At 36.5% G+C, this 9075-nt stretch carries 6 protein-coding genes and 1 rRNA gene; all 7 read right to left on the bottom strand.

Features of this window, described 5'->3' with window-relative positions:
* A 16S ribosomal RNA gene (locus ACVYAD_RS12840) occupies positions 1-126 on the bottom strand; the annotation flags it as partial.
* A gap of 533 nt (positions 127-659) precedes the next feature.
* Positions 660-1742, bottom strand: coding sequence for an HD-GYP domain-containing protein (locus ACVYAD_RS12835; protein ID WP_349660152.1), 1083 nt, complete (start codon positions 1740-1742; stop codon positions 660-662).
* Positions 1743-1890: 148 nt separating this feature from the next.
* On the bottom strand, positions 1891-4374 hold the full coding sequence (gene gyrA / locus ACVYAD_RS12830) for a DNA gyrase subunit A (protein ID WP_476426674.1): 2484 nt from the start codon (positions 4372-4374) through the stop codon (positions 1891-1893).
* 25 nt (positions 4375-4399) lie between these two features.
* Positions 4400-6334 carry a DNA topoisomerase (ATP-hydrolyzing) subunit B gene (gyrB, locus tag ACVYAD_RS12825; RefSeq protein ID WP_349660154.1) on the bottom strand — a complete coding sequence of 645 codons (1935 nt, stop codon included), beginning with the start codon at positions 6332-6334 and terminating at the stop codon, positions 4400-4402.
* A gap of 92 nt (positions 6335-6426) precedes the next feature.
* On the bottom strand, positions 6427-7542 hold the full coding sequence (gene recF / locus ACVYAD_RS12820) for a DNA replication/repair protein RecF (RefSeq protein WP_476426673.1): 1116 nt from the start codon (positions 7540-7542) through the stop codon (positions 6427-6429).
* Positions 7543-7545: 3 nt separating this feature from the next.
* Entirely contained in the window at positions 7546-7770 is a 225-nt protein-coding gene (yaaA, locus tag ACVYAD_RS12815) for a S4 domain-containing protein YaaA (RefSeq protein WP_349660156.1), read from the bottom strand.
* 166 nt (positions 7771-7936) lie between these two features.
* A complete protein-coding gene (gene dnaN / locus ACVYAD_RS12810) occupies positions 7937-9073 on the bottom strand; it encodes a DNA polymerase III subunit beta (protein ID WP_197142964.1) in 1137 nt (378 codons plus the stop codon).
* Between the last annotated feature and the right edge of the window lie 2 nt (positions 9074-9075).

Raw genomic sequence — 9075 nt, 5'->3', positions numbered from 1 at the left:
CCCACGTGTTACTCACCCGTCCGCCGCTAACGTCAAAGGAGCAAGCTCCTCATCTGTTCGCTCGACTTGCATGTATTAGGCACGCCGCCAGCGTTCGTCCTGAGCCAGGATCAAACTCTCCATAAAAAGAAATTTGATTAGCTCAAATTGTTTTGCTGGCATCATGTTTGATGTCCAAAATTTTGTTTCGTTCACCAACTCAAGGTTAGCTACTAAAAACTTTATTGATTACGTTTTGCTTGTTCAGTTTTCAAGGTTCATTAATCTTTTTTTCAGTGTCACCTCTTGGCGACTCACTAATAATATCAAGAATCTAAAACTATGTCAACACTTTCTCAAAATTAATTAATAGTTTTTTAAAATCTATTATTCGTCTACACCACTATGTTCAGAGGATTAGTCCGGAAGTGAGAAACTTCAGTAGCTGACGTTTCACTTTCGTTACATAAAACATTTGCTGAAAGAAGTTAACTAATTTCAAAGAATTCATTTCTCTATGTGACTTGATTTTTATGAGATCCATCTTCTCGTACTTAGCTCGCTTCATTTAAACGTTGAAGTCTTTGTTGATACTTTTGTTTTATCACCTATATAATTTATCGATCGAATTAAAAATAAAAAAAGGCGAACTCCAATGTAAATGGGTTGCCTTTCAACTATTATAAATTTGTTATAATACGTGAAATATAGAAGGTACGATTTTTACCTAAATCAAATATCTCCCCTGATTGGCTTAATTTGATAAGTGGTCGAGTTGGTGCAAATTTATTTACAAACATCACTTCGCCTTGTTCCAGATTAGATAGTTCAACGATTGTCCCTATAGGAAGGTCAGCAACAATATCTATCAGTGCACGTACTACTTTAATATCGAACTTCCCAAATTCAGATTCATTAATCATCTCTATGACTTTAAAAGAAGATTGCTTTGTTCTATACACTCGCTCACATGTCATTGCATGGAATACATCTGCAACAGCGATAATTTGAGCGAAAGTAGAAATATTAGCGATTTTTTCTCCTTTCGGATAACCACTACCGTTTAAACGCTCGTGGTGCTGGAAAATAGCCTCTTTCATTGTATCCTTTAAGATTGTTACATCTTTGACCATACTATAGCTATAAATCGGATGCTTATAAATTTCATTAAACTCTTGCTCTGTTAAGGTTGTTTTTTTATCGCGGATACGCGGATGAACTTTTGCCATTCCACAATCAGCTAATAACCCTCCAATTGCAACTTGAATTGTAATTCCTTTGTCATAGCCTAATTTTTGTGCAATCACCGAAGAAATCAATGCTGTTGCTACACAATGGTGGTACAAATAGTCTTTTGGATTTGAATACTCATTTAAATCAAAAATTATTGTACGATCTTCTAAAACCATTTCTAATAGTGGCAAAATAATTTTCCGTGCTTTCGCAATATCTACCTTTGCTCCAGCTTCCCAATTTTTAAATTCCTTTTTAAATTGTTCAACTGAATTGTCATAAATCTTTCTAAAAGTCGGTATAGGCTCTGTTGGAGCAATTAAATCTGTTTCTTTTACTTCTGATTGAGTTTCTACACCTTCTTTATAAACAGGAACTCTTGAAATATTAAAAGCAAAAAAAACTTGTAAATGCTCGTGAGAAATTATTGTGTTTTTAAAAATTATTGGATATTGTGTATTAACAAAAATATCTTCAGAAATTACTTTACCAATGCGTAACTCCGAAATTGGGACATGTATAGTTTCCACGCAATTAACTCCTCTTCACTATTTCACTTCCATAAATTTAAGGTTAAATTTATTTTATCATGGAATTCAAAATAATTACTTATTTTTAATGATTTATGTAAAAAAACCGATGAACGGCAAACATTAGCTGTCGTCATCGGTCTTTTTATTATTCTTCTACTTGGGCATTTTCTTCATTCGATTCTTCTTCGATCGATTCTTCTTCTTCTTTTTCAACCTTCGCTACAGTTGCAACAAGCTCGTCATCGCCTAAACGAATTAAACGAACACCCTGTGTACTACGACCAATTAATGAGATATCATTCACATCCATACGGATTAGCATGCCGTTAATTGTGATCAGCATTAAATCTTCTGAACCATCAACCGTTTTTACAGCTACCATTGGGCCGTTTTTATCAGTGATTTGAATTGTTTTTAATCCAACACCACCACGGCTTTGTAAACGATATTCCTCTTCAGATGTACGCTTACCGTAACCTTTTGCTGTAACAACTAAAATTTCCTGTTCCGGTTCAACGATTTCCATACCAACTACTTCGTCACCATCACGTAGTTTAATACCTCGCACACCACCTGCAGTACGGCCCATTGAACGAATATCATCCTCTTGGAAACGTACAAGCATTCCATCACGCGTACCGATAATCACTTGTTTCTCGCCATCTGTTAAACGAACAGAAATAAGATCATCATCTTCTCGCAAACTTATAGCTATTAAGCCGTTTGTTCGGATATTAGCAAATTGAGATACTGGTGTACGCTTTGTAATACCTGTTTTAGTAGTGAAGATAAAGTATGCATCCTCATCGAATGAACCTACACGGATCATTGCGGTTACTTTTTCACCTTTTTCAATATTGAGTAAGTTAACAATCGGTAATCCTTTCGCTGTACGACCATATTCCGGAATCTCATAACCTTTTGCTCTAAACACTTTCCCTTTTGTAGTGAAGAATAAAATTGTATCGTGTGTAGAAGTATTCATAAGATGCTCTACAAAATCATCTTCATTTGTGCCCATACCTTGTACACCACGACCGCCACGTTTTTGACTACGATATGTATTCGCAGCTAAACGTTTGATATAACCATTGTGCGTTAAAGTTACGACTGAATTTTCGACTGGAATTAAATCCTCGTCCTCAATCATTTCTAAACCGCCAGAAGTAATTTCAGTGCGACGTGTATCATTAAAGCGATCTTTTACTTCTAATATTTCAGTGCGAATAATATCAACAATTTTAGCCTCATCCGCTAAAATTGCTTTTAATTCAGCAATTAATATTTGAAGCTCTTGGTATTCTGCTTCAATCTTTTCACGTTCTAATCCACTTAAACGAACTAAACGCATATCTAAAATAGCTTGCGCTTGACGTTCAGATAAATTGAATCGCTCCATTAATTGAGGTTTCGCTTCATCACCACTACGTGAACCACGAATAATAGCAATAATTTCATCAATATGATCAAGAGCAATACGTAAGCCCTCTAAAATATGTGCGCGATCTTCCGCTTTCCTTAAGTCAAATTCAGTACGACGACGAATAATAACCTTTTGGTGCTCTAAATAATGATGCAACATTTCTTTTAAGCCCATTACTTTAGGCTGACCATTTACTAATGACAGCATATTAATACCGAAGCTCGATTGCATAGCTGTTTGTTTATATAAATTATTTAAAACGACATTGGCATTTGCATCTTTACGAATTTCAATGACTACTCGCATACCACGTCGGTCAGATTCATCACGTAAATTTGTAATACCATCAATTTTTTTATCGCGTACAAGCTCTGCTATTTTTTCAATAAGCTTAGCTTTATTCACTTGGTATGGTAATTCATGAATAAGAATCGTTTCTTTACCATTTGATTTTTGTTCAATCTCTACCTTTGCGCGAATAATGATGGAGCCACGACCAGTATCATAAGCACGGCGAATACCACTACGACCTAAAATTAATCCACCAGTTGGGAAATCAGGTCCTGGAATGATTTCCATCAATTCTTCTGTTGTGATAGCTGGATTTTCTGAAAGTGCTATCACTGCATCTATTGTTTCCCCAAGTTGATGTGGCGGAATATTTGTCGCCATACCAACTGCAATTCCTGCCGCTCCATTTACTAATAAGTTTGGATAGCGACTCGGAAGGACGATAGGTTCCTTTTCTGAACCATCATAGTTATCTGTATAGTCAATTGTGTCTTTATTGATATCACGAAGCATTTCCATTGCAATACGAGACATACGTGATTCTGTATAACGCATTGCTGCCGCTCCGTCGCCATCGACAGATCCAAAGTTACCATGACCATCGACTAACATGTAACGATAGCTGAAATCTTGCGCCATACGTACCATTGCATCATAAATAGATGAGTCACCATGTGGGTGGTATTTACCCATTACGTCCCCAACAATACGTGCTGATTTTTTGTACGCTTTATCAGCTGTATTCCCTAGTTCCTGCATGCCATATAAAATACGGCGATGTACAGGCTTTAATCCATCTCGTACGTCTGGTAATGCACGAGAAACGATTACACTCATCGCATAATCGAGGAAGGATGTTTCAATTTCTTTTGTTATATTAACTCCTTTAACACCGGAGCGTTCTTGTTCTGACAAAGTGTAGACCTCCTCTCAAGAAAAATTAAATATCTAAATTAGCATATACTGCATTCTCTTCGATAAATTGACGACGTGGTTCAACTTCATCGCCCATTAAACGCTCAAATGCTTGGTTTGCTTTAATTGCATCATCTAATTCTACTTGTAACAATGTGCGGTGCTCAGGATCCATTGTAGTTTCCCAAAGCTGCTCTGCATTCATTTCTCCAAGACCTTTGTATCGTTGTACATTTGGTTTTGGCATTTTCGGTAACCGTTCTAAAATTCCCTGAAGAGTAATATCATCATAGCAATACTCAACATGTTTACCTTGCTTAACTTGATAAAGAGGTGGCTGTGCAATATAAATATAACCTGCCTCTATGAGAGGTCGAAGGAAACGGAAGAAGAATGTTAAGAGTAATGTGCGGATGTGCGCACCATCAACATCGGCATCTGTCATAATAACGATTTTATGATAACGAGCCTTTTCTAAAGTAAACTCTTCACCAATACCTGTACCAAATGCTGTAATCATTGCACGAATCTCTGCATTCGATAAAATTTTATCTAAACGTGCTTTTTCAACGTTAAGGATTTTACCACGTAACGGTAAGATTGCTTGGAAGTGACGGTCACGTCCAGATTTCGCAGACCCTCCGGCAGAGTCACCCTCAACGATATAGATTTCACATTCAGATGGATTAGTTGATGAACAGTCAGCTAATTTACCTGGCAAACTCGATACTTCAAGTGCATTTTTACGACGTGTAAATTCACGTGCTTTTTTAGCAGCGACACGTGCACGAGCAGCCATTAAACCTTTTTCTACAACCTTACGAGCAACTGTAGGATTTTCTAACATAAATCGTTCAAAACCATCTGAGAACAAGGAGTTAGTAATTTGGCTAACTTCAGAGTTACCAAGCTTTGTTTTTGTTTGTCCTTCAAATTGTGGATCTGGATGCTTAACCGAAACAATAGCCGTTAACCCTTCCCGAACATCTTCACCAGTAAGATTTGCATCTGACTCTTTTAAAAGTCCATTTTTTCGTGCGTAATCATTAATAACACGTGTTAGAGCCGTTTTAAAACCAGACTCATGTGTACCGCCTTCATACGTATTAATGTTATTAGCAAATGAAAAAATATTAGAAGAGAATCCAGCGTTATATTGCATAGCAATTTCAACTGAAATACCATCCTTTTCTCCAAGAACATCTATCGGATCATGGATTGGCTCTTTAGATTGATTCAAATGCTCTACATAAGAACGAATACCACCTTCATAATGATACGTAGTAGAACGTTCTTCACCTTCACGTTCATCAGCAATTGTAATCTTAATACCACGATTCAAATAAGCTAATTCACGAATACGATGTGCTAAAATGTCATATTCATAAACAGTCGTTTCTTTAAATATTTCAGGGTCTGCTTTAAAACGTGTAGTTGTACCGTTACGATCTGAATCACCGATAATCATTAAATTTTGAATCGTTTTTCCACGTTCAAATTTAATTTCATGAATATGACCCTCACGATGAACTTGAACGATCGTCTCAATTGATAGAGCATTTACAACAGATGCCCCTACACCATGAAGACCGCCTGAAACTTTGTATCCTCCACCGCCGAACTTACCTCCAGCATGGAGCACTGTCATAATAACTTCAACAGCAGGCTTACCCATTTTCTCTTGAATACTTACCGGAATACCACGACCATTGTCCTCTACACGAATCCAATTATCTTGTTCTATCGTTACTTTTATATCTGTACAAAATCCTGCAAGTGCCTCATCTATACTATTATCAACAATTTCCCATACTAAATGGTGAAGCCCTTTAGAGCTTGTTGAACCAATATACATCCCTGGTCTTTTACGTACAGCTTCTAATCCTTCTAATACCTGTATCTGATCGGCTTCATAAGCTTGATTTTGTAAACCTTCGTTCTCTATAGCCACGGCTTTCATCTACTCCTTCATAACATCATTGTGTGTAAATGAATGAACAGTCAACCGAGCTGACTATTACCATTCTTTTGTAATCTAAAAAACTCCCCGGGCTAACTTTCTTCAATCGCTCCTTGTTTCACGTGAAACAGCTGTGCATGCTCCATCGTTTCATGATGAATTCCATCAACACTTGTAGTCGTAACAAAGGTTTGAACTTCACCTTGAATGGTGTTTAATAAATGCGATTGACGATAATCATCGAGTTCCGACAATACATCATCTAAAAGTAGTATGGGTGTTTCATTTGTTTCTTGTTTAATTAATTCAATTTCAGCAAGTTTTAATGAAAGAGCGGTTGTACGTTGTTGTCCTTGTGAACCGTATGTCTGAACATCGTAGCCATTTACTAAAAACTGTAGATCATCTCGGTGTGGACCAACTAGTGTTACACCTCGATCAAATTCACGGTCTTTAGCTTCTAGTAGCTTTTTATACAAAAAGCCTTCAATTTCACTGGAAGTATGTTCTTTTTCAATACCTGCTACTGTGCGGTATTTAATAGCTAACGTTTCTTTCCCTTGTGAAATACCTGCGTGAATTGGCTCTGCCCACTCTTGCAATAAATCCATAAATTGAAATCTTTTTCGAATAATTTGGGTAGCTGCGTGAATATATTGTTCATTATAAACTTCGTACATCACGTCATCTGACATTTTTTTACCTTGATTCATTTTTAAAAAATGGTTACGTTGCTTTAAAATTTTTTGAAAGGTTAATAAATCATGCAAATAAACAGGCGAAATTTGCCCAATCTCCATATCAATAAAACGTCGTCGTAATTGCGGACTCCCCTTTACGACGTTTAAATCTTCGGGTGCAAACATAACGACATTCATTTGGCCAATATAATGACTGAGGCGGCTTTGTTCTATATGATTTATCTTACCTTTTTTGCCTTTTTTCGTAATCGTAAGCTCAATCGGTAAAATACCATGCCTTTTTTGAACGGCCCCTTCTATTTTACCATAGTCTGAATCCCAACGTATTAATTCTTTATCGTTCGTCGTTCGATGGGATTTAGCCATCGCCAATACGTAAATAGATTCCATAACATTTGTTTTCCCTTGTGCATTTTCACCAATGAAAACATTAATTTTTGGAGAGAAGTTTAATGCTAAATCATCATAGTTACGGTAATTTGTAAGTTTTAACTGCTCTATCCGCATAATCTACTGTCCAGCTGTGCCAACGATACGAAATCGACCACATCCAGGAATATTTACAATGTCACCATCACGCAATTTACGACCGCGGCGATCATCTATTTCTCCATTTACATAAACATCATTTTCATGTAAAAACCACTTAGCCATGCCACCAGAGCTAATAGCATCGGTCATTTTTAAAAGTTGCCCTAATGTGACAAATTCTACATCAATTTTAATGTCCTTCATAGTTGAGTTCCCCTCCAAATACAGACTGTCTATCTCTCTATCATACCTAAAATTCCGCCATAAGTAAAAAAAGATAGCCGCAACTAGCGACTATCAGAACGTTTTTCAAAGCATTTAGAGCTTGAAGTTATAGAGTTTATTCTCTCCAACCAAAACTGTTTGAAATTTAATAAGTTCGTACAGGTAAAATTAACTGTAGAATTGCATCGTCATGAACAGAACGTAAAATAAACGGTCTCATAGCTCCTGTGAATTGAATAACTACTTCTTGACCATCTATTGCTTTCAATGCTTCCATCATGTACTTCGCACTGAAAGAAATTTTTAAGTTCTCCCCTTCTAATGACTCAACAGGAATTTCTTCTTGGACCTTCCCAATTTCTGGAGAGTTAGAAGAAACTTCAACAGATTGATTATCAAAAATCTCAAAACGTACAACATTATTACGGTCACCTCGAGCAACAAGAGATGCACGATCGATTGCTTGTAATAACGATTTACCGTTAATCGTTAGATTTGTTTGATATTCTTCTGGGATTAAACGAGTTGTATCTGGGTAGTTACCTTCAAGTAAACGTGAGAAGAATAATACTTCTCCAGTTTTAAATAACACTTGCTGGCTTGTAATAACAATTTGAACAAGATTTGTTGAATCCTCTAAAACTTTATTTAACTCATTTAAGCTTTTACCAGGAATAACAACACTATGTTCAACCTCAGGTAAATTTTCCAGTTGAACTTTACGTCTTGCCAAACGGTGGCTATCTGTTGCAACACAGATTAATGCTTCGTTTTTAATCTGCCAGTTTACACCTGTCAACACCGGTCTACTTTCTGAAGTGGCAACAGCAAATACTGTTTCACGGATAATTGACTTTAATAGGTCTGCAGGAATAGTAAATTTTTGATCCTCTGTTAATTCAGGTAATAAAGGATATTCTGTAGCATCTGAGCCAATTAAGTGGAATTCAGATTTACCTGAGCGGATATGAGTTTGGAAACCAGCTGTTACTTGAATTTCAACCTCATTTGTTGGTAACTTACGCACAATTTCATTAAACATACGAGCTTGTACAACAATTGATCCTGTTTCTGTAATATGAATTATTTGTTGGCCATCTTCTTCAACTGGAATAAATGTTTGTATAGTAATATCAGCGTCACTACCTGTTAAACGAATACCCTCTGTTGTTACATCGATTTTAATCCCCGTTAAAATTGGAATAGTTGTTTTAGAACTTACGGCTTTCATGACATCATTTAAACCCTCTAATAAACGGTCACGTAAAATATCAAATTTCATTC

The sequence above is a fragment of the Lysinibacillus sp. G1-3 genome (genome assembly GCF_056322905.1).
The sequence above is the reverse complement of the archived record's forward strand: the minus strand, read 5'-3'. Positions and strand labels throughout refer to the sequence as shown.

Coding starts and splice junctions, on each gene's coding strand:
- recF (WP_476426673.1), bottom strand. CDS start 7,542: ATGCGGATAGAGCAGTTAAAACTTACAAATTACCGTAACTATGATGAT.
- yaaA (WP_349660156.1), bottom strand. CDS start 7,770: ATGAAGGACATTAAAATTGATGTAGAATTTGTCACATTAGGGCAACTT.
- dnaN (WP_197142964.1), bottom strand. CDS start 9,073: ATGAAATTTGATATTTTACGTGACCGTTTATTAGAGGGTTTAAATGAT.
- gyrB (WP_349660154.1), bottom strand. CDS start 6,334: ATGAAAGCCGTGGCTATAGAGAACGAAGGTTTACAAAATCAAGCTTAT.